Annotated in this window: 23 protein-coding genes and 1 tRNA gene; 8 read left to right on the top strand and 16 right to left on the bottom strand. The window is 69.9% G+C overall.

All coding sequences use genetic code 11. The features are described 5' to 3' along the window. Nucleotides 1-8: 8 nt before the first annotated feature. Together D9R14_RS12630 and surE are read right to left on the bottom strand one after the other, a co-directional pair. Entirely contained in the window at nucleotides 9-317 is a 309-nt protein-coding gene (locus tag D9R14_RS12630; protein WP_121623691.1) for an FAD assembly factor SdhE, read from the bottom strand. A 172-nt stretch (nucleotides 318-489) separates the two neighbouring features. Continuing rightward, nucleotides 490-1,257, bottom strand: coding sequence for a 5'/3'-nucleotidase SurE (surE, locus tag D9R14_RS12625; protein WP_121623690.1), 768 nt, complete (start codon nucleotides 1,255-1,257; stop codon nucleotides 490-492). Between the two features lie 245 nt (nucleotides 1,258-1,502). On the opposite strand from surE, the gene D9R14_RS12620 reads away from it, so the two are divergent. After that, the gene (locus D9R14_RS12620) at nucleotides 1,503-2,999 is read left to right on the top strand and encodes a hypothetical protein (protein ID WP_121623689.1); all 1,497 of its coding nucleotides are present in this window, start codon (nucleotides 1,503-1,505) and stop codon (nucleotides 2,997-2,999) included. 3 nt (nucleotides 3,000-3,002) lie between these two features. On the opposite strand, the gene D9R14_RS12615 is transcribed toward D9R14_RS12620, so the two are convergent. After that, nucleotides 3,003-3,215, bottom strand: coding sequence for a DUF2842 domain-containing protein (locus D9R14_RS12615; RefSeq protein ID WP_121623688.1), 213 nt, complete (start codon nucleotides 3,213-3,215; stop codon nucleotides 3,003-3,005). A gap of 129 nt (nucleotides 3,216-3,344) precedes the next feature. On the opposite strand from D9R14_RS12615, the gene D9R14_RS12610 reads away from it, so the two are divergent. Further along, nucleotides 3,345-4,427 (top strand): COX15/CtaA family protein, encoded by a 1,083-nt coding sequence (locus D9R14_RS12610; RefSeq protein WP_121623687.1) that lies wholly within the window; start codon nucleotides 3,345-3,347, stop codon nucleotides 4,425-4,427. Nucleotides 4,428-4,439: 12 nt separating this feature from the next. Here D9R14_RS12610 and D9R14_RS12605 read toward each other — a convergent pair whose 3' ends face one another. After that, complete coding sequence (locus tag D9R14_RS12605; RefSeq protein WP_121623686.1) at nucleotides 4,440-5,135, bottom strand: LrgB family protein; 696 nt, start codon at nucleotides 5,133-5,135, stop codon at nucleotides 4,440-4,442. Further along, complete coding sequence (locus D9R14_RS12600; RefSeq protein WP_121623685.1) at nucleotides 5,125-5,535, bottom strand: CidA/LrgA family protein; 411 nt, start codon at nucleotides 5,533-5,535, stop codon at nucleotides 5,125-5,127. The genes D9R14_RS12605 and D9R14_RS12600 overlap by 11 nt, the downstream gene beginning before the upstream one ends. A gap of 186 nt (nucleotides 5,536-5,721) precedes the next feature. Here D9R14_RS12600 and D9R14_RS12595 point away from each other — a divergent pair, with 186 nt between their 5' ends. After that, nucleotides 5,722-6,612, top strand: coding sequence for a LysR family transcriptional regulator (locus tag D9R14_RS12595; protein ID WP_121623684.1), 891 nt, complete (start codon nucleotides 5,722-5,724; stop codon nucleotides 6,610-6,612). A 16-nt stretch (nucleotides 6,613-6,628) separates the two neighbouring features. Here D9R14_RS12595 and D9R14_RS12590 read toward each other — a convergent pair whose 3' ends face one another. From D9R14_RS12590 to D9R14_RS12580, 3 genes are all read right to left on the bottom strand, one after another. Further along, the gene (locus D9R14_RS12590) at nucleotides 6,629-7,912 is read right to left on the bottom strand and encodes an O-acetylhomoserine aminocarboxypropyltransferase (protein ID WP_121623683.1); all 1,284 of its coding nucleotides are present in this window, start codon (nucleotides 7,910-7,912) and stop codon (nucleotides 6,629-6,631) included. A gap of 82 nt (nucleotides 7,913-7,994) precedes the next feature. Further along, nucleotides 7,995-8,534, bottom strand: a complete 540-nt coding sequence (locus D9R14_RS12585) for a CoA-binding protein (RefSeq protein WP_121623682.1) — start codon at nucleotides 8,532-8,534, stop codon at nucleotides 7,995-7,997. 59 nt (nucleotides 8,535-8,593) lie between these two features. Beyond that, the gene (locus tag D9R14_RS12580) at nucleotides 8,594-9,370 is read right to left on the bottom strand and encodes a TatD family hydrolase (RefSeq protein ID WP_121623681.1); all 777 of its coding nucleotides are present in this window, start codon (nucleotides 9,368-9,370) and stop codon (nucleotides 8,594-8,596) included. 214 nt (nucleotides 9,371-9,584) lie between these two features. On the opposite strand from D9R14_RS12580, the gene D9R14_RS12575 reads away from it, so the two are divergent. Further along, a complete protein-coding gene (locus D9R14_RS12575) occupies nucleotides 9,585-10,184 on the top strand; it encodes a biotin transporter BioY (RefSeq protein ID WP_121623680.1) in 600 nt (199 codons plus the stop codon). Here the strand turns inward: D9R14_RS12575 and D9R14_RS12570 are convergent. The 8 genes from D9R14_RS12570 to D9R14_RS12535 all read right to left on the bottom strand — a co-directional run bounded on the left by D9R14_RS12570 (nucleotide 10,181) and on the right by D9R14_RS12535 (nucleotide 18,162). Beyond that, on the bottom strand, nucleotides 10,181-11,074 hold the full coding sequence (locus tag D9R14_RS12570; RefSeq protein WP_121623679.1) for an alpha/beta fold hydrolase: 894 nt from the start codon (nucleotides 11,072-11,074) through the stop codon (nucleotides 10,181-10,183). The genes D9R14_RS12575 and D9R14_RS12570 overlap by 4 nt on opposite strands. A 7-nt stretch (nucleotides 11,075-11,081) precedes the next feature. Continuing rightward, on the bottom strand, nucleotides 11,082-11,636 hold the full coding sequence (locus tag D9R14_RS12565; RefSeq protein WP_121623678.1) for a DUF2087 domain-containing protein: 555 nt from the start codon (nucleotides 11,634-11,636) through the stop codon (nucleotides 11,082-11,084). Between the two features lie 457 nt (nucleotides 11,637-12,093). Next, on the bottom strand, nucleotides 12,094-12,594 hold the full coding sequence (locus tag D9R14_RS12560) for a hypothetical protein (protein WP_121623677.1): 501 nt from the start codon (nucleotides 12,592-12,594) through the stop codon (nucleotides 12,094-12,096). Between the two features lie 126 nt (nucleotides 12,595-12,720). Beyond that, nucleotides 12,721-14,277 (bottom strand): methionine--tRNA ligase, encoded by a 1,557-nt coding sequence (metG, locus tag D9R14_RS12555; RefSeq protein ID WP_121623676.1) that lies wholly within the window; start codon nucleotides 14,275-14,277, stop codon nucleotides 12,721-12,723. Nucleotides 14,278-14,377: 100 nt separating this feature from the next. Next, nucleotides 14,378-15,439, bottom strand: a complete 1,062-nt coding sequence (locus D9R14_RS12550; protein ID WP_121623675.1) for a DNA polymerase III subunit delta' — start codon at nucleotides 15,437-15,439, stop codon at nucleotides 14,378-14,380. Beyond that, on the bottom strand, nucleotides 15,436-16,080 hold the full coding sequence (gene tmk / locus D9R14_RS12545; protein ID WP_121623674.1) for a dTMP kinase: 645 nt from the start codon (nucleotides 16,078-16,080) through the stop codon (nucleotides 15,436-15,438). The genes D9R14_RS12550 and tmk overlap by 4 nt, the downstream gene beginning before the upstream one ends. Continuing rightward, on the bottom strand, nucleotides 16,080-17,354 hold the full coding sequence (locus D9R14_RS12540; RefSeq protein ID WP_121623673.1) for a D-alanyl-D-alanine carboxypeptidase family protein: 1,275 nt from the start codon (nucleotides 17,352-17,354) through the stop codon (nucleotides 16,080-16,082). Before D9R14_RS12540 ends, tmk begins: the two co-directional genes overlap by 1 nt. Beyond that, nucleotides 17,344-18,162, bottom strand: coding sequence for a septal ring lytic transglycosylase RlpA family protein (locus D9R14_RS12535; RefSeq protein WP_245420790.1), 819 nt, complete (start codon nucleotides 18,160-18,162; stop codon nucleotides 17,344-17,346). The genes D9R14_RS12540 and D9R14_RS12535 overlap by 11 nt, the downstream gene beginning before the upstream one ends. A 481-nt stretch (nucleotides 18,163-18,643) precedes the next feature. Between D9R14_RS12535 and D9R14_RS12530 the strand changes: the two genes are divergently transcribed. The 4 genes from D9R14_RS12530 to D9R14_RS12515 all read left to right on the top strand — a co-directional run bounded on the left by D9R14_RS12530 (nucleotide 18,644) and on the right by D9R14_RS12515 (nucleotide 25,549). Next, nucleotides 18,644-18,733: transfer RNA gene (locus D9R14_RS12530), tRNA-Ser, on the top strand. Nucleotides 18,734-19,271: 538 nt separating this feature from the next. Beyond that, the gene (locus D9R14_RS12525) at nucleotides 19,272-20,960 is read left to right on the top strand and encodes a S1 family peptidase (protein WP_147453022.1); all 1,689 of its coding nucleotides are present in this window, start codon (nucleotides 19,272-19,274) and stop codon (nucleotides 20,958-20,960) included. Nucleotides 20,961-20,970: 10 nt separating this feature from the next. Further along, the gene (locus D9R14_RS12520; protein WP_121623670.1) at nucleotides 20,971-22,308 is read left to right on the top strand and encodes a hypothetical protein; all 1,338 of its coding nucleotides are present in this window, start codon (nucleotides 20,971-20,973) and stop codon (nucleotides 22,306-22,308) included. Nucleotides 22,309-22,447: 139 nt separating this feature from the next. After that, nucleotides 22,448-25,549 carry a virulence factor SrfB gene (locus tag D9R14_RS12515; RefSeq protein ID WP_121623669.1) on the top strand — a complete coding sequence of 1,034 codons (3,102 nt, stop codon included), beginning with the start codon at nucleotides 22,448-22,450 and terminating at the stop codon, nucleotides 25,547-25,549. Nucleotides 25,550-25,558 lie beyond the last annotated feature (9 nt).

The following is a 25,558-nucleotide window of genomic DNA, read 5'->3' as shown; positions in this document are numbered from 1 at the left end:
GCGGCCTTTCAGCCGGCGCGGCCGCGGCCGGAGAGGTGGAAGTCCCTCAGCCGGCGGAAGAAGGGGGTGTCGCGCTCGGCGGGCACGGCAAGGGTGCCGCAGATCCAGGAGAAGACCTCCTGGTCCTGGGCGTCGAGCAGGATTTCCAGCTCGTCCAGCTCCGGCTCGCTGAGGCCCTCCACCTCGGCGTCGACGAAGCGGCCCATGATGTAGTCCATCTCCCGCATGCCCCGGTGACGGGCGCGGAACAGGATGCGCCGCCGGCGCGGGTCCAGCCCGCCGCTCGATCTCTCCAGGCCGCTCGTAGTGCCGGACATGGGCCACCTTTGCGCTGAAACACGAACATCGGCCGCGCTCCGGGAGCGCGTCCGACGCGGTGCTTATACGGGCAAGGACGGGGGTTTGGCCAGATGTGGGGGCGTGGATGGCACCTCGCCGGCTCTCCTCCCCCTTGCGGGGAGGGGGGAGCGGCAGCCGAAGGCCCCGCCCCTACTTCTCCGCGAACAGCAGAGCGAGGCGGGTCATCAGCGGCTCGTCGGTCATGTCGAGGCGCAGCGGCGTGACCGAGATGCGGCCCTCGTCGAGGGCGCGCAGGTCCGAGCCCGGGGCGGTGTCGAAGATGCGGCGCTCGAACGCGATCCAGTAATAGGGATTGTTGCGCCCGTCGCGCCGCGCATCGATACGCATCAGCTTCTGGTCGCGCTTACCCTGGAAGGTCGCGGCGATGCCGGTGATCTCGTCCGGCGCGCGGTCGGGAAAGTTCACGTTCAGCACGATGCCCGGCGGAATGCCTTCGGCGAGCAGCCGCCGGACGATGTCCGGAGCGTGGGTCTCGGCGGTGACGAAGCTGGGATTTTCCCGGCTCTTGATGCCGAAGGCCTGCGACAGCGCGATGGAGGGGATGCCGAGGATGGTGCCCTCGATGGCGCCCGCCACCGTGCCGGAATAGCTCACGTCCTCGGCGATGTTCTGGCCGCGATTGACGCCCGAGAGCACCAAATCGGGCGGGTTCTCGAACATCAGGTGGCGCACCGCCATGATGACGCAGTCGGTCGGCGTGCCCTTCACGGCGAAGCGGCGCTCCTCCACCTGCCGCAGGCGCAGCGGATCGGACAGCGAGAGCGAATGGGCGACGCCCGACTGGTCGAATTCCGGCGCCACCACCCACACGTCGTCCGAGAGCGCGGCGGCGATCCGGGCGCAGGCGTCGAGGCCCGGCGCGTGAATGCCATCGTCGTTGGTGACAAGGATGCGCATGGTGCGGTCTCGCCTCTCGTGCGGGGATATGGGACCCGCGAGGCGGGCGGCGCATGAATAGGCCCTGAGAGCGAGGGCGCCAAGCTGCAACGCGCCGACGCGGAAGCCGAAAGTCGATTCCGCAACGGAACGTGGCGCAAATGCCGGCAAGCGGGGCTGCGCGCGTTGGCGTTTACCAAGCCTCAACCATGTTCGGGTCTGCTGCACAGTCGCGGCACACCGTCGCGAATCGAGGCAGTCGGCCGATGGCGCACGACATGGTGCACGAGAGCGCACAAGAGAGCGCATACGCGTTCAGCGGCGTGCGGCGGGCTCGCCCCTCGGTTCGGGCCGTCGCCTGGGGCGCGCTCGCCGTGGCGGCGGTGCTTGCCCTCTTCCCGCTGCGCTTCACCGCCTTCAGCACCGTGGCGTTCGAGGTCGGCGCCGAGCCGCCGGCCGTCGTCACCCGCGGCATGGCGCAGCTCATCGCCTCGCGCGAGATGGCGCACGATGCGCTGCAGAAGCTCGACGCCGCCGACGTGGCGCGGCTGTCCGCCGGCGGCACCATCGCGGCGGCGACCCAGGATTTCCGCTCGTCCGCGGCCCGCGCCGCCTGGCGCCTCATGGAGAACATCGAGGTGCGGCCCGAGCGGGGCGGCCGGGCGCTCGAGATATCCGTTTCCGCGCCGAGCGCCGCGCTCGCCGCGCGCATCGCCAATGCCTATGTCTCGGCGCTTCTCGACCTCCAGGCCTCGGCGCGCGCCCAGGCGGAAGCCGAGGCGCAGGGCTTCGCGCTGCCGGTGATGCGGCGCGGCCCGTCCGCCGCCCTGCCCATGCTGCCCGATCCGCCGCGGCCGGTGCTCGTCGTCGTGCTGCTCGGCGCCCTTTCGGCGCTCCTCATCACCGGCCGCATGCGCCGCCGTCCGATCCTGGCGGGCCAGGTGGAGGCGGACGACCTGCCGCGCGAGCTGGAAGGCGACATCCGCGTGCAGTGGCTGGACGCGGGAGACGACCGCGGCCTCGACGCCGCCGCGGCGGTGGAGCGGCTCACCGCTTTGATGCCGCCCTCCGCGCCCATGGGGCAGGTCGCCCTCGTCACGTCCGACGACTGGCCCGAGGCCTCGGCGCGCTGCGCCGTGGAGCTGGCGCGCCGGCTGGCGGAGGACGCGCGGGTCGCGCTCATCGCCCTCGACGGCAGCGCCGAGGAACTCGGCGCGCTGGTCTCCGATCCCCGCGCGCCGGGCGTAAGCGAACTGCTGTTCGGCGTCGCCGGCTTCGGCGAGACCATCCACCGCGATGCCCATTCGCGCGCCCACGTCATCCCGCCGGGGCGCGACGCGCGCGGCGGACCCGGCATGGTGGGGGCGGAACGCCTCGTCCTGGTGCTGGGCGCCCTGCGCCAGACCTACGACCACGTGGTGGTGGCGGCGCCGAGCCTCGCCGGCAGCCGCGGCGCCGAGCGCCTGGCGCAGCTCGATCCGCTGCTGGTGTGCATCCATGGCGAGGAGACGCCCGCGACCGCCGCAGTGCAGAGCTACGACGCCATCGCCGCGCACAGCTTCAAGCGGGTCGCCATGCTGTGCCTGTCGGCCCGCGCCTTCGATCCGCCCGCGGCGGTGGACGATCCGGACACGCTGGCGCCGCCCAGCATCGATGCGCAGGACCAGCCCCAGCCTCCGGCCGGCGAGCCTGAGGCGCCGCGGCGCAAGCGCAAGGGCCGCAAGGCCGGGCAGCTCCCGCTGCCGCTCGCCGGCGCCGCCTGAGCCTCAGGCGCGGCGGTCGGGCTGCTCCATCCACCAGATGAGCGCCCCGGCCGGGATCACCCACAAGGTGCCGAGCAGCACGTAGCACACCGTCTGCAGCGCCCAATGCAGCTCGGTGACGCGACCCTGGGCGATGGTCATGGCGCCGAGCGCCCAGACCACCACCAGGATCAGCATGAGGACCGCGCCGATGAACTTGCGCAAACGCTGGGGCATCAGGACCTCTCATTGACCGCGCGCCGCGCGCCCCCGGCGGGGGCGACACTCCATCCCTTGCGCCGCGCGCCCGCCCTCTATAACGGAACCTGCGGGAGGGCTTAAGAACGAGGGCCGGAGAAGCCGAGAATGTCGCAGGCGGTTTCGAGTTCGCACCTGAGCGCGCCGCGCGCGCTCGCCCCGGTCCGCATCTGGCTCTACGCGGTCGCCGCCCTGATCGTCGCCATGATCGTGGTGGGAGGCGCGACCCGGCTGACCGAATCCGGCCTCTCCATCACCGAATGGAAGCCCGTCACCGGCGCCCTGCCCCCCATGTCCAAGGCGGACTGGCAGGCCGAGTTCGACAAGTACAAGACCATTCCGCAATACGCGATCCTCAACAAGGGCATGGGCCTGGAGGATTTCAAGCGGATCTACTGGTGGGAATGGGGCCATCGCCTGCTGGGCCGGCTGATCGGCTTCGCGTTCCTCATCCCGTTCCTGTGGTTCGCCTGGCGCGGCCTGCTGCGCGGGCGGCTCCTGGCGCAGACCTCCGGCCTGTTCGTGCTGGGCGGCCTCCAGGGCGCCATCGGCTGGTGGATGGTGGCCTCCGGCCTGACGGAGCGCACCTCGGTGAGCCAGTACCGGCTCGCGGTTCACCTCACCCTCGCCTGCATCATCCTCGCGGCCGTGGTCGGCGTCGCGCGCTCCATCTCTGGCGCCGTGCGGGTTCAGGCGGCCGGCCGCCTGCGTGCGCTGGCCTGGGCGCTGCTGGCGCTGGTGCTGGTGCAGATCTTCGCCGGCGGCCTGGTGGCCGGGCTCGATGCCGGCATGGCCTACAACACATGGCCGCTCATGGACGGCCACATCGTGCCGCCGCTGGAGCAGTTGACGGCGGCCCATCCGGCCTGGCGCAACCTGTTCGAGAACGCGCTCACGGTGCAGTTCAGCCACCGGATGATCGCCTATACGCTGTGGGCGCTCGCGCTCGCCTACGCGCTCGCTGCCCGGTCGCTGCCCGCGCCGGCCGCCGGACGGGGCTGGCTGCTGCTCGCCGCCGTGACCGTCCAGGCGGCGCTCGGCATCGCGACGCTGCTGCATCAGGTGCCGATCGATCTGGCGCTGGCGCACCAGTTCGGCGCGGCGCTGGTGCTGATCCTCGCGACCTTCAACGTCTACGGCCTCGCCGGTGCTGGCGAGCGGGTTCCCGCCGCCGCCTTGGCGCGCACCTGACCCGCCGGCCGCTCAGCGCAGCAACGCAGCGACCGCCGAGGCCATCAGCACGTTGAACAGGCCCGCCAGCACCATCACGAGGCCGGCGACGGAGCCTTCCTCGCCGCCGATCTGGTGCGCCTTGGCGACGCCGGCGCCATGGGCGCCCATGCCGAGCAGCGCGCCCCGGGCGAGCGAGGAGCGCAGCGGCATCGCCTTCATCACCACTTCGCCCAGGGCCGCGCCGCAGATTCCGGTGGCGATGACGAACACCGCCGCGAGGTCCGGCGTGCCGCCGAGGTCCTGCGCGATGGCCACCGCGAACGGCGTCGAGGTGGAGCGCGGCATCAGGCTGAGCTGGAGCTGCTGCGACAGGCCCATGAGGTCTGCCAGCAGGAAAGCGGTGGACATGGAGAGCGCCGAGCCCACCATCACCCCCACCGCCAGCACCGGCCAGTGGCTCCGGATCAAGGCGCGCTGCTCGTAGATCGGGATGGCGAAGGCCACGGTGGCCGGCCCCATCATCAGCACCAGCCAGTGGGTGCCGCGGATATAGTCCGCATAGCCGGTATGCAGGCTGAGCGCCGCCGCACCGACCAGCAGCGGCGTGGTGAGCAGCGGCGAGGTCCACCAGGCGCGCCAGCGCCGGTGCGCGAGGCGCGCCAGCGCATAGGCGCCGATGGTGACGGCCGACCAGAACAGGGCGGCGAGCAGCGGGTCACGCAGCATTGCGCTCTCCCCGCATGCGCCAGCGCCAGGCGAGGTCCACCGCCAGCGCGGTGCCGCCCATCACCATGACCGTGCCTGCGATGATCACCGCCGCCACCTTCAGACCGACGAGGCCCATCAGTTCGCGGTGGTCGAGGATCGCCATGACGGCCGGCACGAAGAACAGCAGCATCTCCGCCAGCAGCCAGCCGGCGCCGCGCCGCACCGCGATCGGCCGCACCCGCCCGGAGGCGAGCAAAGCGAGCACCAGCACCATGCCGACGATGCCGCCGGGAAGCGGCAGCCCGGACACCCGGACGATGGCCTCGCCCAGGACCCAGAACACCGCCAGCACGCCGATCTGCGCGATCATGCTGCGATGCAGCATATGGCGCATGTTGCGCAGCATGAGATGCAGCATTCCCGCCCGTCCCGGCCGGAAGACAGCCGGAAAACGCTGATTCGGCGCCGTGTGGCGGGCCTTGGTGGAACGAATGCCGATACGCATGGCGCGGCACCTCCTGTGCCCTCGGTCCTTGTGTACCGCGCAGTGCAGCATGATGAAAATGAATTGACTGAATTCGGTTCATTCCATATCGGAATATGTATGGAATTGCGCACGCTCCGGGCCTTCGTCGAGGTGGTGCGGCAGAGTGGCTTCTCCGCCGCCGCCAAGACGCTCAACGCCACCCAGCCCACCGTCTCGAAGGCGGTGAAGCAGCTTGAGGACGAACTCGGCTTGCCGCTGCTCGACCGCATCGGCCATCGCAGCCAGCTCACCGCGGCCGGCGAGATCGCCTATCGGCGCGCGCTGGCGCTGCTGGCGGAGCGCGAGGCGCTGATTGCGGAACTGGACGAACTGCGCGGCCTGCGGCGTGGCAGCCTCCGGCTCGGCCTGCCGCCACTGGGCGCCAGCACCCTGTTCGCACCCCTGTTCGCCATTTACCGGGCGCGCTATCCGGGGGTGGACATCCGCCTTACAGAGCATGGATCGGCGCGGCTTGAGGAGATGCTGCACGACGGCGACCTGGAGCTGGCCGGCTCGCTGCTGCCCGCCAAGGACGGCTTTGCCGCCCAGCCGGTGCGGCTTGAGCCGCTGATGGCGGTGCTGCCCAAGGCGCACCCGCTCGCGGGCGCGTCCCACACGGCCCTCGCGGCGCTCAAGGCCTCGCCCTTCGTCCTGTTCGAGAGCGGCTTCGCGCTCAACAAGGTGCTGGAGGACGCCTGCGCCCGCAACGGCTTCGCGCCGCAGGTGGCGGCGCGCAGCGGGCAGACCGACTTCATCGTGGAACTGGTGGGCGCGGGCCTCGGCATCGCCTTCCTGCCCGCCACCATCGCCCGCCAGCGGGCGACGCCGGCAGTGGCGCTGGTCCGGCTCGACGAGCCGGGCACGCAATGGCACATGGCCCTGGTCTGGCGGCAGGGCAGCTATCTCTCCCACGCCGCCAGGGCCTGGCTCGACCTGGCGCGCGAGGTCTACGGCCCGCAGGGGGCATAGGCCTCGAAGCTTGGCCTCAGACCTTCGCCAGCGCCTGGTCGAGGTCGGCGATGATGTCGGCGGCGTCCTCGATGCCGATGGACAGGCGCACCACGTCCGGCCCGGCGCCCGCGATGGTCTTCGCCTCGTCGCTGAGCTGGCGGTGGGTGGTGGAGGCCGGGTGGATGATCAGCGAGCGCGTATCGCCGATATTGGCGAGGTGCGAGAACAGCTCGACGTTGGACACCAGCCCGACGCCTGCCTCGTAGCCCCCCTTCAGCCCGAAGGTGAAGACCGCGCCGGCACCCTTGGGCAGGTACTTCCCGGCCAGCGCATGGTAGCGGTCGCCGGACAGGCCGGGATAGCTCACCCAGGCCACCTTCGGATGCGCCACGAGATATTCCGCCACCTTCTGCGCATTCTCGGAGTGCTTCGCCATGCGCAGCGCCAGCGTCTCGATGCCGGTGAGGATCAGGAAGGCGTTGAACGGCGACAGCGCCGGCCCGAGGTCGCGCAGGCCCAGCACGCGGCAGGCGATGGCGAAGGCGAAATTGCCGAAGGTCTCGGCCAGCACCATGCCGGAATATTCCGGGCGCGGCTTCGACAGGAAGGGATAGCGGTCGGTGGCCATCCAGTCGAACGTGCCGGCGTCGACGATAACGCCGCCAATGGAATTGCCATGGCCGCCCAGGAACTTGGTGGCAGAGTGGACGACGATGTCGGCGCCGTCCTTGATCGGGTTCCACAGATAGGGCGTCGCCAGCGTGTTGTCGACGATCAGCGGCACGCCCGCCTTCTTGGCGATGGCGGAAATCGCAGCCACGTCGGTCACCACGCCGCCGGGATTGGCGATGCTCTCGATGAAGATGGCCTTGGTCTTCGGGGTGATGGCGCGCTCGAAGGACGAGATGTCGTCCGGGTCGGCCCAGGCGACGTTCCAGCCATAGCTCTTGAAGGAATGGGTGAACTGGTTGATGGAGCCGCCATAGAGCTTGCGCGAGGCGACGAACTCGTCGCCCGGCGTGAGCAGCGTGTGGAACACGAGGTGCTGCGCCGCATGGCCGGAGGCCACGGCGAGGGCCGCCGTGCCGCCCTCGAGCGCGGCGACGCGCTCCTCCAGCACCGCGTTCGTCGGGTTGGTGATGCGGGTATAGATGTTGCCGAAGCTCTGCAGGCCGAACAGCGAGGCCGCGTGGTTCACGTCGTCGAACACGAAGGACGTGGTCTGGTAGATGGGCGTCGCCCGCGCGCCCGTGGTCGGGTCGGGCTGGGCGCCGGCATGGATGGCCAGGGTGGCAAATCCGGGTTCGCGCTCGCTCATGGGTGTTCTCCCCTTTCGGCTTTCGGCGTCTGCCGTTTTCTTAGGCTATTTGTGATTTGAATAAAATAGCGAAAGTATTCTGCTATTTCTGGCCCTGCGGCCCGCGCGAGATGGACAGGCGCTGGACGCCGCCGCCGAGCAGCTTGGGCCGTCGCGCGGAGATGGTGCGGGAATTCACCCCGGTCCAGCCGATCTCGCCTGACAGGCGGCCATATTCGATCTTCGGGCAGCGATTCATCACCACCTGCATCCCCGCCGCCTCGGCCCGCGTGGCGGCCTCGTCGTTGCGCACGCCGAGCTGCATCCAGATCACCTTGGGCAGCGGGACGAGAGCAAGCACCTCGTCCAGCACCGCCGGCACATGCTCGGGCGCGCGGAACACGTCGACCATGTCGATGGGCTCGGGGATGTCCTTCAGCGTGCCGTAGAAGGTGAGCCCCGCCACCTCCTTGCCCGCCTGCCCCGGATTGACCGGGAACACCCGATAGCCGCGTTCGGCCAAATACTTCATCACGAAATAGGACGGGCGCGCCGCATTGGCGCTGGCGCCGACAATGGCGATGGTGGAGACGCCTTCGAGGACCGAGCGGATGAAGGCGTCGTCATAGCGGTCGTGGTTCATGGCCGTCTCCTCCCGCGCCGGGCCGAGCCCGGCGCAGAGCTATAGCACCCCGGCGGGGCTCAAGGCTTCGCCTTGGAGAACAGGGTGAAGAAGTTGCGCGTGGTCAGCGCGCCGATCTCCTCCAGGCTCACGCCGCGCGCCTGCGCGAGGGCCTTGGCGGTCTCGCGCACGAAGGCCGGCTCGTTGCGCTTGCCGCGATGGGGCGTCGGCGCGAGGAACGGCGCGTCGGTCTCCACCAGCAGCCGGTCCGCCGGCAGGGAGGCGGCGATGGCGCGCAGATCCTCGCTCTTCTTGAAGGTGATGACGCCGGAGAAGGAGACATAGCCGCCGAGCGCCACGGCGCGGTTCGCGAGGTCCGCCCCGCCGGTGAAGCAGTGGAGCAGGAACGGGAAGGCGCCCTTCGCGCTCTCCTCCTCCAGGATCTCCGCCATATGGGCATCCGCCTCGCGGGAATGGATCACCAGCGGCAGGCCGGTCGCGCGCGCGGCGGCGACGTGGGTGCGGAACCCCTTCTCCTGCGCGTCGCGGGGGCTGGTGTCGTAATGATAGTCGAGGCCAGCCTCGCCGATCGCCACCACCTTCGGATGGGCCGAGAGGCGCACGAGATCGTCGGCGGTCACGTCCGGCTCTTCCGCCGCCTGGTGCGGATGGGTGCCGACCGAGCAGAAGACCGGCGCGAACCGCTCGGCGATGGCGCGGATCTCGTCGAACCGCTTCACCCGCGTCGAGATGGTCACGAGGTGCGAGACGCCGGCCGCATGGGCGCGGGCCACCACGTCGGGCAGCTCGGCGGCGAAGTCGGGGTAGTCGAGGTGGCAATGGCTGTCGACGAGCATGGGCAACCGGTCAATCGGAAGGTGGCGGCCGGGCCGCCCGGGTCGGGCCCTGACATAAGCCGATCCCCGTGCGGCGTCGAGGCACCCCGCATCTACGGAAGCCGGGCTTGACCGCGGAGGCCAGGGGCGCATACCGGGACAGCGATCCGGCCTCATCGTCCGGATCGCCGCGGCGGGCATTGCGGCCCGGATCGATCGTTCCAGGACCTGACACATGACCGCCACCGCCTCTCCTCCTCCTGCCGCCGCCCCCTTCCGTCCCGTCTTCGCGCGGCTTGCCGAGCACACGCCGGCCTGGAGCGCGGCGGTGGTGGTGGTCTCGGTCGCCCTCATCGCCTGGGCGGCACAGCTCTCCATCCCGGTGGAGCCGGTGCCGATCACGCTCCAGAGCTATGCGGTGCTCGCGATCGGCGCGCTGCTCGGCTCGCGCCTCGCTCTGCTGGCGCTGGTCGCCTATGTGGGACTCGGCCTCAGCGGGCTGCATCTGTTCGCCGGCGGGCGCACCGGCCTTGACGTGCTGCTCGGCCCGTCGGGCGGCTTCCTCATCGGCTTCATCGTCGCCGCGGTGCTGGTGGGCCGGCTCCAGGAGAGCTGGGCGAAGATGAACGTCGTCCGGCTGTTCGGCGCCATCCTTCTCGGCCATGCGGTCATCATGGCGCTGGGCGCGGGCTGGCTCGCCTGGCAGAAGGGCCTCGCCTTCGCCATCGACAAGGGCACCCTACCCTTCCTGCCAGGCGCGGTCATCAAGTCCATCGCCGTGCTCGCCACCGTCATCGTGGTGGAGCGCCTCGCCGGCACACCCCGCCCGCGCTAGCCGTCAAGGCGGCCGAGGAAGGCGCGGACCCGCGCCCGCATGGCGTCCATGTGGGTGAACAGGCACACGTGCTCGCCGCCCGCGACCTCCATCAGTTCCACCGAAGGATCGGCCGCCATCAGCCGTTCCGCGTGGGCGAACGGCACCACCCGGTCGCCGGTGCCGTGCACCGCCAGAACCGGGACGCCGACCGGCCCTTCCGGCTGCGCGGGAAGCGCGGCGAATACCGCAACGTCGTTCGCCGTCCCCGGCAGGCGCGCCGCCGCCCGGTGCAGCACGCTCTCCTGGAGCGCGCGCATCAGGGGCCCGGCTTCTGGATCGGCCAGGGTGCGGCGGCATTCGGCGGCATCGAGGATGGAGGCGCGGGCCGCCTTCTCCGGCTGGCGGGCGGCGAGCCAGCCCATCAGCGGCAACAGGCCGGGCACGCGTGACATCGCCTTGAGCATAGGCAGGCGCGCGCGCACCCGCGCCGGCACGTCGAGCCGGGCGGTGCAGGCGGAGACCAGCACCAGGCCGGCGCACCGGCCCGGATGGCGCCGGGCGAAGGCGAGCGCGCTCGGCCCGCCGGCCGACACCGCCGTCACCAGGACCGGCCCGAGGCCGAGCCGGTCGAGGAGCGCGGCATAGAGGTCCGCCTGCGCCTCGGGCGTGCGGCGCACACCGAGCGGAGTGCCGAGATAGCCCGGGCGCGAGGGGGCGAGCACGCGAACGCCGGCGGCGGGTGGGCCGCCGAGGACGGCCGCGGCCAGGATCAGGCCCTGGTCGAAGCCGCCCATGCCGCCGTGGAGGGCCAGCACCGGCCGGCCCTCCCCCGCCTCGACCACCTCGACGGGGCCGAGCGCCGTCGTCACCACCGTGGGTCCGGCGGTGCGCAGGATAGGGTCCCGCATGACGGCCTCAGTGCGCGGTGCGGCGGCCGAGATGGCGGATCAGCGCCAGCGCCTCGCCCGGCGGCGCCTGCTCCACCCGGCGATACTGGCGCCCGTCGCGGGTGCGCCAGAGCAGGCCCGCATCCACCAGGAAGCGGCGCAGCAGCAGCGGATCGCCGAAGCCGTGCTCCATGGCGAGGAGGCCGTTGACCTCCTTCTCGGCGAGCGTGGTCCCGCGCGGCAGGCGCGACCACAGCGCCCAGAGCGCGAGCGCCCGCTGGCTCGCCTTCGACGGCCAGCGGGCGAGCCGGCCGGCCGCATCGAAATGCCGGGCGGTGCGGGCGACGCGGGTGAGGTCCACCGGCGCGGGCTCCGGCGCCGGCCGCTCGGCCGCGTCGAGATGCGCGCGGGCCGTGTACTGGGCGCGCAGATGCTGGAAGTTCCGGAACCCCGCCGCGCGGGCCAGGATGTTCAGGAGCACGACGTGGCTCGGCTTCTCGCCGGCAGCGCCGATCTCGCGTCCGAGTGTGCGGGCGAGCGCCGAGACGTCCTCGGCGACATAGGGAAAGACGGGTCGCGACATGACAAGTCCTCGAAGGGGTGCCGAAGGGGTCTGTCGTGGTCGCTGGCTTGCGACATGGCACCGCGAGGAGTGTCAGCCGAAGGAAATGGCAGGTTTAGCTTCCCGCAAGGGACAGCGACGCCTCGGTGAACTGCCGACCGAAGCCTCATATAGCGGCGCTGCCGGCAGATTCAAGGGCCGTGCTGCGGCGCGGGGGATTGCCGGCTGCGCCGTCGCTTGTCCGGGGAACAATGTGCCCCGCCGCCAGGCCAAGCGCCCGCTCCGGGCGCGCCCTCGCGTCCCGGCCGACTGGAGCGTCAGCGGAAGAAGAGCCGGGACCCAGCGCAAAGAAGACGCCGCAGGCGACACTTTCCGCCGCAGGCGGTGCGGCGTTGGGTCTTGTCCGCTGCGCGGGAGTTTCCCCTGGACCCCGGCTCGATGCTCCGGCTGCGCCGTCGCTTGGCCTGGGAACGGCGCCTCACGCGGATTCGGAGATCTCGCTCTTGAGCGCGTCGGCGTCGGAGGACGGCATGGTGATGGGCTGCACCTTCTCGCCCGGCCGTCCCGGATTGGTGACGATGGACGCCTCCAGCGACACGGTGACGGTTCCGCCCGAGGTGTTGAACACATAATCGAGCCGGAAGGCGGCGTCGGAGGAGGCGCCGTTGGTGCGCTTCAGCGCCTCGTCCGGCGGCAGGCGCTTCTCGGCGACCAGGTGGGATGGCTGGTCCACCGTGATGGCATAGTCGCGCGCCCGGCGAGCGGTGGCGAGGCGGCCGCGCACCAAGGTCGCGTCGGCGCCGGCGAGCCTCACCTCGATGCGCGGCACCGCGGGGCCTTCCGGCACCGGTGCCGGCTCCAGCGGCGCCATCTGCGGCGTCAGATCATAGGTCGCGCTGGGCGCGGGCGAACGGTCGCTGGCGCAGCCGGCCACCAGCAGCGCCGCGGCGATCGCACCCGCGGTCCTTACGCTCCACATACGCTCATCCTCGCCGTCTCGGTCTCACCGTCTTGGTCGAACCCGGACAGTCTAATTGGAAGAAGGTTAAGGCATTTTTCCGCCCGGCGCAGCAAGGTCGCAGCCACGGGCAGACCTGACGCATGGTCAGGCACCCGCCTCCGGCTCCACATAGCGCGGAAACACGCCCACCGGCGGCGGCAAAGCCTGGCCCGCCGGAAGCCGCCCGGCCGCCCCGAGGGCGGCAAAGCTGCGCGCGTCCGGCGGCACCGCCACGAGGTCGAGCAGCCTGGCGGCGCTCTGCGGCATCACCGGCTGCGCCAGGATCGCCACCTGCCGCACCACCTCGCCCGTCACCCACAGCACCGTCGCCATGCGCGCGGGATCGGTCTTGCGCAGGGCCCACGGTGCCTGGGCGGCGAAATAGCGGTTCGCCTCCGCCACCACGGCCCACACCGCGTTGAGATAGAGGTGCACCGCCTGGTTCTCCATCGCCTCGCGCGCCTTCTCCAGCATGCCGTCGGCGAGCGCGAGCATCGCTTCGTCCTCGGGCGAGAGCGGGCCGGGCTGCGGCACCACGCCGTCGAGATTCTTCGCCACCATGGAGAGCGAGCGCTGGGCGAGGTTGCCGAGGTCGTTGGCGAGGTCCGCATTCATGCGGTTGACGATCGCCTCGTGGCTGTAGGACCCGTCATGACCGAACGACACCTCGCGCAGGAAGAAATAGCGGATCGCGTCGACGCCGTAGGTCTGCGCGAGGTCGAACGGGTCGACCACGTTGCCCACCGACTTCGACATCTTCTCCCCGCGGTTGAACAGGAAGCCGTGGCCGAACACGCGCTTCGGCGCTTCCAGTCCCGCCGACCACAGGAAGGCCGGCCAGTACACCGCGTGGAAGCGGATGATGTCCTTGCCGATCACGTGCACGTCCGCCGGCCAGAAGCGGCGGAACAGCTCGCCGTCCGTGTCGGGATAGCCGAGCGCGGTGATGTAGTTGGTGAGCGCATCCACCCACACATACATGATGTGCTTGTCGTCGCCCGGCACCGGGATGCCCCAGTCGAACGTGGTGCGCGAGATCGACAGGTCCTGGAGCCCGCCCGAGACGAAGCTCACCACCTCGTTGCGGCGCGCCTCCGGCATGATGAAGCCGGGATTGTCGCGGTAATAGGCGAGCAGCCGGTCCTGATAGGCGGAGAGGCGGAAGAAATAGCTCTCCTCCTCCACCCACTCCACCGGCGTGCCCTGGGGGCCGACGCGCACGCTCTGGTCGTTCAGCGTGGTCTCGTCCTCGGCGTAATAGGCCTCGTCGCGCACCGAGTACCAGCCGGCATAGGTGGACTTGTAGATGTCCCCGTTCGCCGCCATGCGGTTCCAGATCGCCTGGCTGGAGCGGGCGTGCCGCTCCTCGGTGGTGTGGATGAAGTCGTCGTTGGAGAGGTCGAACGCCTCCACCATGGCCTCGAAGCGCGGCGTGTTGCGCGCCACCAGCTCGCGCGGGGTCAGTCCCGCCTTCTGGGCGGTCTGGAGCATCTTGATGCCGTGCTCGTCGGTGCCCGTCAGGAAGCGCACGTCATAGCCGTCGAGCCGCTTGAAGCGGGCGATGCAGTCGGTGGCGATCGCCTCGTAGGCGTGGCCCATGTGCGGCACGCCGTTGGGATAGGAGATCGCGGTGGTGATGTAGAATGACGGCTTCTGCGACATCGCTTGCTCTTAAATCGCTGTGCTCTTGGCACTGCGCCCGGCGGACACGCCGGCGCTCGGTGCGGCCGATGGCTCCGCCGGCAGCGTCGCGCGCACGGTGTCAGGCGCGCACGGCGTCGGCGAGATCGGCGAAAACCCGGAATACCAGCGCCTTGCGGTCGAGGTTGAACACATCCGCCTCGGCCGCGCTGCGCCGCACCTTCTCCCACACCTCGCCGAGGCGGTAAAGGCGATGGCGGCCGAGATCGCCGGCGGCGGCGCCCGCGGTGGTGCGCGCGGCCACGAAATCGCTCACCGCCTCCACGAACAGATCGAGCCCGTCCGCCCGGTCGCCCTGGAGCCGCGCACCGAGGGCGTGGAGCTCCTCCGGCCGCACGTCCGGCAACTGCTCCAGCGCCCGCAGGGTGGCGGCGCGCACCTCCATCCCCTCCCCGCGCGCCAGCACGATGGCACGCCGCACGCTGCCGCCGGAGGCTTCGGCGGCGGCCGGCAGGAGCGCGTCGTCGAGGTCGCCCACCTCGCCTTTCAGGTGGTCGAGGGCGGCGAGCACCTCCTCGGTGGCGAGCGGGCGCATGCGCACGAGGCGCGTGCGCGAGCGGATCGTCGGCAGGACCCGTCCTGGCGCGTGGCAGATCAGCAGGAACAAGGCGTTGGGCGGCGGCTCCTCCAGCGTCTTCAGGAGCGCGTTGGCGCCGAAGGCGTTGAGATCGTCCACCGCGTCGACGATGCACACCCGCCAGCCGCCGGCCGCTGCCGTGGAGCCGAAGAACGGCCGCACCCGGCGCACCATCTCGGCCGGGATAAGGGTCGGCACCTTCTCCTCTCCCGCCTCGGCCACGCGCCGCAGCACCAGCAAATCGGGGTGGGTGAGGGACGCCACCTGCCGGAACACCGGGTTGCCGGGCGCGATCGAGAGGTCGTGCGCGGCATGGGCCTCCGCCGGGCCAGCAAGCACGGTGCGGGCGAGGCGGTAGGCGAGCGTCGCCTTGCCGATGCCCTCCGGCCCGCCGATCAGCAGCGCATGGGGCAGCCGGCCGGCGCGCCAGTCGCCCAGCAGGTCCGCCTCCAGCGCGGCATGGCCGAACAGGCGCTCCTGCGCGCGCGGGGCCGGCGCGTCCGCGAGCACGTCGGCGGCCAGCGCCTCGCCGGCGGCAGCGCTCATGACGCGGCGTCCGCCAAAGCGAGCCGCGCCTCCGCAAGCCGCGCGATCTCCGCCGCCACCTGGTCCGCGTCGCCCGAGGCGTCCACCACCACGCAGCGGCGCGGATCGGCCGCGGCGCGCGCGAGGAAGGCGGCGCGCACCTGGCCGTGATAGTCGGCGCCCTGCTTCTCGAACCGGTCCGCCGCGGCGCCGCGCCCCGCGGCGCGGGCGAGGCCGATCTCGGCCGGCACGTCGAGCACGAAGGTCAGGTCCGGCCACGCGGACGTTGCCGCCACCTGCTCCAGCGCATCGAGCAGCGCGGCCGGCACGGCGCCCAGCGCGCCCTGATAGACCCGGGTGGAATCGATGAACCGGTCGCACACCACCGTGCGGCCGGCGGCCAGAGCGGGGGCGATGCGCGTGTCCACATGGTCGGCGCGGGCGGCAGCGAAGAGCAATGCCTCGGCCTTCGGCCCCAAAGGCTCGGCGGCGCCGGACAGCAGCACATGGCGCACCGCCTCGGCGCCCGGCGAGCCGCCGGGCTCGCGCGTCTCCACCACCTCGCGTCCTTGCGCGCGGAGGCGGGCGGCGAGGCGGGCGGCCTGGGTGGACTTGCCGGTCCCCTCCCCGCCCTCGAAAGTGATGAAGCGGCCGCGGCGCATCAGTGCAGCTTCGCCAGCACCTTGCCCACCATGTCGCGGATGCCGTCGCCGGTGAGCGTCATGGCGCCGTCGAAGGCGCGGCGGGCCAGCGAGCCCGTGGGCACGTCGGCGGTGGTATAAAGCGGCACTTCCAGCACCTTGGCCTGGCCGCGGGAGATGGTGAGCGTGCCCACCTGGGTGTCCTTCGCCACCGGCGCGACCAGCGGCCCGCGATAGGTCACGCGCGCCACCACGCGCTCAGTGGAAACGCGCGAGGCGAGCACGAAGACCGGCCCGCGCGCGGCGAGCCCGACCGAGCTTTCCGCGCCGCCGAATACCTTGGCGCGCGCGACTTCCTTGCCGCCGGAGAACAGCGCGCGCTGCTGGAACGACTGGAAGCCCCAGTCCAGCAGGCGCTTGCCCTCCTCCAGGCGCTCCTTTTCGGTCTTGGCGCCGAGGATCACGGCGATCAACCGCTGCCGGTGGGCGCCGCCGATGGCGGAGACCAGCGCGTTGTTGCCCACGTCCTTCAGCCAGCCCACCTGGAGTCCGTCCGCGCCGATGCCTGCCTCCAGGAACGGGTTGCGGTTGCGCTGGCGGATCTTGTTCCAGTCGATGCCCGGCCGGGCGAACACCGGGTAATAGTCCGGATAGGTGCGGATCACGTGGCGCGCGAGCGTGGCGAGATCGCGCGCCGTGGTGAGCTGGGCGGGATCGGCGAAGCCGGTGGCATTGCGGAACACGGTGTTCTTCATGCCGATCTTCTGCGCGGTCTCGTTCATGAGCCGCACGAACACGCTTTCCGAGCCGCCCACGCCCTCCGCGAGGGTGAGAGCGGCGTCGTTGCCGCCGATGGCGAAGGCGCCGGTGAGCAGGTTGTCCACCGAGACCGGCTTGTTCACCTCGGCGAACATGGCCGCGCCGCCCGAGGGGCCGCCGCCGCGGCGCCAGGCGTCGGGGCTGACGAAGAATTCCGTGTCGAGCTTGATCTTGCCCGTGCTCAGGCGGTCGAACACGACGGCGGCGGTCATCACCTTGGCGAGGCTTGCCGGCTGGATCGGCCGGTCGGCCTCCTTCTCGTAGAGGATGGTGCCGGTCTCCGCGTCCACCAGGATCGCCGAGGGCGCGCCGGACTGGAAGCCGCCTTCCGCCGCAGCGGCGGGCCGGATCGCGGCGCCGAGGCCGGCGCCAAAGCCCGCGCCCAGCGAGAGCGCTCCCGCGAGCAGCAGCGCGGCGCGGCGCGATGGGCGCGGGGCGGCACCGGCCAAGCGGAAGGGAGAGGGATCAGCGGCCATCCGCGGGTACGCCGGCATAGCCGAGCCCGGACACGGGCGCCGCGCCCTGCGACCAGCCGGCGGCGGCGACCGCGGTGCCGGACGGCGTGCGCGCGGGCGCCGGGGCATCGGCGCGGGGGGCGCCGGCGGACTCGCCGAGATCGTAAGGCCGGCTCAGGGGCAGCGGCACCACCTGGTTGCGCGGCGCGGACTCCTTCACGTCCGGCACGAACGACCGTGCGGAGGCGACCATCACATTGGACGTGCCGTTCAGCTCGGCCGGCTTGCCGTCGTCGCGCAGGGTCATGGCGAGGCGCGTATCGTCCGAGCCGTCGATCGGGGCGCGGCCGACATATTCCACACGCACCCTGGCGACGCCGTTGCCGGCGAAGCCGAGCAGCTCGGCGGTGCGGTACGACAGGTCGATCAGCCGGTCGCCCACATAGGGTCCGCGATTGTTCACGCGAACGATGATGGAGCGCTTATTGGCGAGGTTCGTCACCCGCACATAAGACGGCATGGGCAGCGTCTTGTGGGCGGCGGAGACCGAGGCCATGTCGAATATCTCGCCATTGGCGGTCTTGCGGCCGTGGAAGTCCTTGCCGTACCAGGACGCGGTGCCCTCGGCGACATAGTTGGGATTGTCCTGCGGCACATATTGCTTGCCGCCGATGGTGTAGGGCTTGCCGAGCTTGTAGTAGCCGCCGCCCTTCGGCACGGGATCGCCGTCCGCCACCACCTTGGGGCTGGCCGACACGCCAAGTTCAGGATCGATGGTGGAGAGCTTGTCGGCGACGCTGCAGCCGGCCAGCGCCAGAGCGGCGAGCACGAGGCTCGCGGCGGGCGCAAGGCCGATACTGCGAAGGCCAGCACCGCGCAGACCCGCCCGATGAAGGCCGCCCGCCGCAGCGTGGCGTCGCGGCGCACGCCCGAGCGGTGCGCCGTCCGATGCCTGGCGGTCTGACGTCGGCTTCATCCCTGTCCCTCGTCGGTGCCGGCCCGGCCGGAATCGGCGCGCGCGGCGGATGCATGCGATCCGAGGCCGATGCCCCGTCAGTCCAGCCAAAGGGCGGGGCAATGTCGGCGAAAATGCGGCATAAACCGGAACATGGTAAACGAGGTCCTTGCGGAATGTGACGTTTTTCCTGCGCGCCGAAGGCCCCACAGCGCGATATCGGCGTGGACGCCCGGGCCCGGCGGCCAGCGCGGATCCCTCCCCTGGCTCCCTCCCCTGCCCCCGCACAGCCGCCTCGACGGCAGGGGAAGCCATGAGGTATGAGCGTTCACCCGGCGCCCGCGCGCCAGGCCGAGGAAGGGTGGCCGAGTGGTTTAAGGCAGCGGTCTTGAAAACCGCCGTGGGGGAAACCCCACCGTGGGTTCGAATCCCACCCCTTCCGCCAGCGGGCCTGCTGATCGACGTGGGCGGGCTGCGCGGGGTCAGTATCCATCTCGACGATCAGAGCCTCACCGTGCAGGCGGCTCCCTCACGCAAGGCCGAAGCGGCCGAACTGCCGTGCGCGAGCGAAATCGACCGGCTCGATGCGAAGGCCCGCCGCGTGATGCGAATTTTCCGTTGGGCCTCACGACGATGGTCAGAGCCCGGCCGGAGCACCCCCGCGATCTTCGGGCGATCTACTCCATTTGGGGTATGCGGCCGCGCGCCCCGCGCGCTACGTTTCACCCCGCCGCCGATCGAACGACGTAACGTCAACTTCCAGCCCGATCGAAAAATTCCGATTGCCATTTATATAATATATTGCATATGATTTTCTGCATCGATGCAAAGTTATCCAGAAATCAAAGACGCAGATAGTAGAAATGAGAACCGTTCTGTTTTCGAATGTTGTTCTGCGTTGGAATTTTATACATTTTTGAGAATGCCCAATTGAAATTCGATGTGTCGAGTGCTGCGAGAGGCCCTAACGAGCGAGCGCTGACGTGGAAACAGGAGCTGATTTTTTCGTAGGCGGTCGTGTCCTTCAGAATGTATCGCTCATCGCCATAGACGACACCCCGGTCATCGAGTCTTTCGCAGATCTTTTTGGCTTCATCTCCCAGCGCTCTGGGCGTGAGGTCGCGCTGCTGTTCGCAGAGCCGCGCGTGTCGCGCAGCAATGGAGCGGCGCATTCGCGCGTGGATTGGTATGCCCGCCATGAGGGCATCGTCCGGCCTCTGGAGGATCTGGACGCATCGTCTGCGCTTACCGTCACGCGGGTTCTGGAGACCCGCCTCGCCGCGCTGCGTCCGCTGATCTACGATCCGGCCAATGGCGCCCGCGTCTCGGCGATGCTCAACCTGCTGTCGAGCGGCTCCATCCTCAGTGTCGGCGGGCAGCCCGTGCTGGTGGATTGGGGCATGCTCCCCGCCGGGCTGATCGAAGACGAGGCCGCCCGGGTCCGGCACTTTGCCGGCATCCTCGGCGCCCATGCCGGCGACTTCCCGGCGCCGGTGGCATCCCGTGCGGAATGGGTGCGGCGTTTTTCGTCGCCGCAGGCGGCGCATGCGATGGCGCCTGCGGCGAAGCCCGAGGCCGAGACCGGCGCGCCGCGCGCCGCCGCCGCGGTGCCGGCATCCGTTCCGGGCGAGCCTAAGCCGCATGGCCGCTGCGCCGTGCTGGGCAGCCTGGGGGCCGGCATCGCCCTCGCACTGTCGTTCATACCCGGCGTGCTGGCCTTTCCGGGCGACAAATGGATCACGCCGGAGCATGCGCGCGCGCTCGAAATCGCCCGCTCGGTTCTGGAGCGGACCAATCAACGCATCGCGCAGATCGATGCCCTCCTGCTTCTCGATTGCCCGGCCTTCCTCCAGCGCCAGGGTCAAAGCACGGCCCTTCCGCCGCGGATGACGGCGATCGATCCGCCGCAGCCCGCTCCGGGAAGCCCCGCGCCCGCCGGCCCGCCGCAGACCCCACAGATGACGGGCAAGGCCGACCGCATCTCCAAGGGCGTGGTGCTGGTGATTTCGGGGAACTACACCGGGTCGGGCTTCTTCATCGCGCCGGATCTGATCGTCACCAACCAGCACGTGGTGGAAGACCGGCGTCAGGCCAAGGTGGCAAGCAAGGTCGTGGGGGTGGTGGATGCCCAGGTGATCGCCACGAGCGGCGACGGACTGGACGATTATGCTTTGCTCAGGGTCGCGCCACAGGCCAACGCTGCGCCGTTCAAGCTCACCACCAGGCCGGAATTGATGCAGAACGCCATCGCGGCCGGATTCCCCGGTCTCGTCATGGGGAACGACGATGCCTTCGCCAGCCTGATCCGCGGCGACGCGTCGAGCGCGGCACGGCTGGTGCCGAACTTCACCGCCGGCATCATCAACCATCTCCAGCCGCATGAAGGCGCCGGCGTCACGTTCATCGTGCACAGCGCCGACATTTCCAAAGGCAACAGCGGCGGTCCGCTGGTGGACATGTGCGACCGGGTGCTCGGGATCAATACATTCGGCATCCCCGCCGACGCCCGTGACCTGCCGGTGGTCGCCCGCTACGCGCTGGGCAGCGACGGCATCGCCGCTTTCCTGTCGAGCCATTCGGTCACCCCGCCCAAGGACGACGCCGTTTGCGGGCCGCCAGCGCCCGCCGCGGGCGGCGCCGCCCCTCCCGTTCAGACTCCCCGGCAGAACTGAGCCCAGCGCCATGTCCGAGGTCACGAAGGTCACAGAGACGAGCCGGCGCGGGCTTGAGCCGGTCAATCCCAAGCTGATCGGCCAATACGACCAACTCGTCTCGCTGCTGGCGAGCCGGCTCGGGCCGGACCACGCCTATCTGTTCGCCGAGCCGGTTCCGCTCGGCGCAATGGGCACGGGCGAGGCGGATACGGCCTGGTATGTGAAGGGCACGGGCGAGGCGGTCCAGCTCGCCGCGCTCCCGCAGGACGCGGCCAGCCGCGCCTATACCCAGCTCGTTCAGCTGCAGGCCGACATCGACGCCTTGGCCGAGCGGATGACCTCCGAGGGCGCCGTCTCTCAGGAACTCGCCCGGTTCCTGCGCGATGCGCTGGTGGTGCCGGACGCCGCGCGCATCTACGTGGTGGACGGGCGTCCGGTCCTGGTGGATTGGGGCTACCGGCTGCAGTCCGGCATGACCGTGTCGGCGGCAAATGCCGCAGGCGCCCTCACCGGCCGGCGACCGTCGGACCGGAGCCTCGCCGCCGCGTCGGGCGCCGCTTCGGGCGCGGCTTCGGGCGGAGACGCCCCGCCGCCGCCCGAAGCGCCTGCTTCGTCGACCTCATCGCCCCCTCCCCCGGACCCGGCCGCCCGGCGGCGGATGATCCTTCGCATCCTGGCCTGGATCTTGTTGACGCTGCTCGCGCTGGCGGTGGCCGCGCGGCTGCTCCTGTCCTGCGGCCTCGGGCCGCTCTGGCCAAGCGTGCTCCGCCACATCCTGCCGGATCACTGCCCCGCCATCACCGACAGTCCCGCGCTGAAGGCGGTCGAAGCCGAGCAGCGGGCGGCGGAAGCCCAGCTGAAGGCGCGGGAACTTGCCCTGGCCGAGAAGACCGGGCGCTGCACGGCCGAGTGTCCGCCGCCGGCGCCACCGGCCCCGCGACCGCAGTCCGTTCCCGACATCGAGGAGCGCAGGAGCCAGCTGGAGCGGGGAAATGTTGAGATTACTCTTGCGTGGAACGGCAGGCCCGACCTCGACCTGAAGATCATTTGCCCAGACGGAACGCAGGTTTCCCATTCAGGGCTCACCGGCTGCGGTGGCAGGTTGATGAGGGACATGAATATCGGAGGAGAGTTGCAGGCGCCGGTCGAACACATGATTTTTCCGCAAGAACCATCCATGCGCGGTATCTATAAAGTTTTTGTCAAACTTCACAGTCTCAACGAGGATAGACGTTCGTCCATTCCGTTTTCTGCTGTTCTTCGTGTCAATGGGCGAGATGTCAAAGTTTTTGAAGGCACGGTCCCTTCATCCCCCCTCAAGCAGTGGAGGCCCTTATTCGAATTTACGTGGCCTCTTACCCAGTAAATAGTGGTTACGTAATCTTTTAATATCATATCCGGTGCACCTCATCGTAGTCTGCGGATATGATTGGGGGACGCTCACCAGTGGCTTCAGCTTAGGCCAACGGTGCGCTTGGGCTGTTGAAGGCAGGAGTTCGGGGGACATGTACGCGAAGCTCGTCGATTTTGGTCCGACCATCCGGCTGGTGCCGAACAGCGGCATCCAGTTCGTGGAGTACGGGTTCAACATCGACCAGGTGGTGCGCTTCTCCCGCAGGTTCATCGAGCGGGAGGTCGGCCACTCTGACGGCGAAAGCACCTACGAGCTCATCACCGCCTGGGACGAAGCCAATCCGTCGCGCGCCTATGACGGCCCCGAGCTGCCCGCGGATCACACCTACACCATCGACGAGCGCAAGGCCCTGGAGGTGTTCAGCGAGAAATGGGTGCCGGTGCCCATGCTGCGCATCAAGAGCCGCGCCGGCGGGGTGGAGGCGCTCGACCACGGCCCGACCAACTGGGCGCGCGTGCGGGTGGTGGAGGCGCCGGAGCGGGGACCGGGCAGCGCGATCAGCCACCGCGTCATCTTCGCCTTCGACACCGAGCTCATGGAGCGGCGGCAGAACCGCCCCTACACCGCGCCGAGCCGGGAGGACGCCTCGAACGACCACGAGTTCCGCTTCGCCTATTCCTTCGCCGACATCGCCTGGTTCCTCGGCGCGCCCATTCCGGGCGACGAGGGCAGGATGCTGGCCGGGTTCCAGGACTGGGTGCCGGCCTGGCTTTCCGAAATGTTCCGCGAGTTCAAGCAGGCGCTCAATCCCGACCGTCCGCTGCGCGCCAGCGACTTCCCCCATGCGCTGGAGGACTGCGCCCGCTATCTCGCTTTCCTCGAACTGCTCTCGATCACGGTGAAGCCGCGCATCATGCGGCTGGTGGATACGGTCTCGGCCAATCCGGTGATCAAGCCGGTGTCGGTCGATCTCATCCTGGACGTGGGCAACAGCCGCACCTGCGGCATCCTCATCGAATCCCATCCCAACGACGACAGCGTCGACCTTAACAATTCCCTGGTGCTCGGCCTGCGCGACCTGTCGGAACCGGAGCGCACCTATACCGAGCCGTTCGAAAGCCATATCGAGTTTTCCGAGGCGCGGTTCGGGCGCCAGCACCTGTCGGTGCGCTCGGCGCGGGCGCGCGCCTTCTTCTGGCCGAGCCCTGTCCGGGTGGGGCCGGAGGCCGCCCGCTTCCGCCAGGGCGCCCAGGGCAACGAGGCGAGCACCGGCCTGTCCAGCCCGAAACGCTATCTGTGCGACGTCAAGGCGGTGAACCAGGAGTGGCGCTTTCCGGAGCGCGACTATGCCGCCGACGGCACGAGCCCGCTGATCGATCGGGCGCTGCGCCAGTTCGTCAATCTCAAGGGCGACGTGATCGAGCAACTGGAGATCGACCGCAAGCGCTATGGCTTCCCGATGAGCGCCGACGACCGGCTGGGAGCGACGCGCCTGTCCTTCTCGCGCTCCTCGCTGTTCACGTTCATGGTGGCGGAAATCCTCTGCCACGCGCTCAGCATGATCAACAATCCGGCGGTCCGCGAGCAGCGCAAGACCAAGGATTCCCCGCGCAAGCTCCGGCGCATCATCATGACCCTGCCCCCGGCCATCTCGGTGCAGGAACAGCGGCTGATGCGTTCGCGGGCAGAGGGGGCGGTCAAGCTCATCTGGAAGCTCATGGGCTGGTGGGACGACCCGCCGCCGGGCCTCGTCCTGCCCGAGGTGCATGTGAGCTGGGACGAGGCCAGCTGCGTCCAGTTCGTCTACCTCTATGGAGAGATCACGGGCAAGCTGGGAGGGTCCACCGAGGCGCTGATGCGGCTGATGGGCAAGAAGCGCCCGTTCTCCGAGCCGGAGCAGCAGCCGGCGCCGGCCGCCGTGCCCGAGCCCTCGGTGCGCATCGCCTCGATCGACGTGGGCGGCGGCACCTCGGACCTCATGATCACCACCTATTATCTGGAAGGGCGCGCCATCAAGCCCACCCAGAACTTCCGCGAAGGATTCCGCACGGCGGGCGACGACATCCTCAAGGGCGTGGTGGAGCGCCTCGTCCTGCCCGCCATCCAGACCCGCCTCGCCGAGACCGGGCACCCCGACCCCCGCGGCTTCCTGCTGGAACGGTTCGGCGGCGACCGCGCCAACATGGCCGAGCAGGAAAAGCACCTGCGCCGCCAGTTCGTGCTGCGCGTCCTGGAGCCGATCGCGCTCAAGATCCTGTCCGAGGCGGAGCAGCGGGGCGCGCAGACCGACGTGCCGCCGGGCCCCCGCCCGCTCACCGACTTCTTCGCGGGCGCGACCAACAAGACCGCGCGCCTCGCCTTGCCGCCGCGGCGCATCACCGACTTCATCGACCTGCCCGCGCGCGAGCAGGGCGCGACGGATTTCGCCGTCGCCGACTGCCTGTTCCAGCACGACGACGCCATCATCGCCCAGGTCGTGCACTCGGTGCTCGACCATGTGGTGAACAACATGTGCGAGGCCATCAACGAGCTGGATTGCGACGTGCTGCTGCTGTCGGGCCGGCCTTCTCGCTTGCCGGCGGTGGTCGATCTCATCGTCAACAAGCTGGCGATCCGGCCGGAGCGGGTCATTCCGCTGCATCTCTACAAGACCGGCGGGTGGTTCCCGTTCCGCAGCTCGGACAACCGGCGCATCGGCGACCCCAAGACCACCACCGCCGTGGGCGGCATGCTGTGCGCCCTCGCCGAGAGCCAGATCACCAATTTCACGATCTTCACCGCCCGGCTCGGGCTGCGCTCGACCGCCAAATACATCGGCGAGATGGAGCGCGATGGTCGCCTGCTCAACTCCAAGCTCTATTTCCGCGACATCGACCTCGACCAGCGCCGCGGCAGCGCCGGCCAGCGCGCGACATTCGCCTATTACGCGCCCATGTGGCTCGGCTACCGCCAGCTGCCGCTGGAGCGCTGGATCGCCTCGCCGCTGTACCGGCTGCGCATGCGGCCCGGCCTCGACGTGGCGCGGGTGAGCCGGCCGATCGAGATCGTGCTGGAGCGCAATGGCGACGATCAGCGCGACGAGGAGATTCCCGACGCCGTGCTGCGGGCGGAATCCATGAAGGAGGAATTCCGCATCGAGAGCGCCTTCGACGCCAAGGGCGTGGACGTCCGCGCCAAGATGGAGCTCGTGCTCAACACCCTGAACAGCGACCAGGGATACTGGCTCGACACCGGCATCCTTTCCGTGGGCTGAGGATCTTTT

Origin of the sequence: Xanthobacter tagetidis (genome assembly GCF_003667445.1) — a bacterium.
Lineage (GTDB): Bacteria > Pseudomonadota > Alphaproteobacteria > Rhizobiales > Xanthobacteraceae > Xanthobacter > Xanthobacter tagetidis.
The sequence above is the reverse complement of the archived record's forward strand: the minus strand, read 5'-3'. Positions and strand labels throughout refer to the sequence as shown.